The sequence below is a fragment of the Salegentibacter maritimus genome (assembly GCF_016236975.1).
Classification (GTDB): Bacteria; Bacteroidota; Bacteroidia; order Flavobacteriales; family Flavobacteriaceae; genus Salegentibacter; species Salegentibacter maritimus.
Window position 1 is genome coordinate 1 of the sequence record NZ_JAEHNY010000047.1, and the last position, 242, is coordinate 242.

1 protein-coding gene is annotated in these 242 nt (G+C 41.3%); it reads right to left on the bottom strand.

Annotation, left to right across the window (positions count from 1 at the left end; all coding sequences use genetic code 11):
* The coding region (locus I6U50_RS16205) for a hypothetical protein (RefSeq protein ID WP_198639562.1) at positions 1-242 on the bottom strand (242 nt) is incomplete at both ends.

Sequence of the window (242 nt, forward strand, 5' to 3'; positions counted from 1 at the left end):
GTATAGGTAATTCCCTGTACCGTAGTTACCGAAATAGTCCCGGTAGTATCTTCACAAGTTGGTTGCTGCGCAATACTTGCTTGCGGCTGCGCCGGAGTTCCTAAATTTTCTATGATAACCAAAGCTTCAGAAACTGACTGGCAATCCCCATTGTCTGCCTGTACAAAATAAGTACCTGCACCTAATCCGCTGAACTCCTCATTTACAATCGAATTATTTAATGGATTTTGATTTTCATCTAA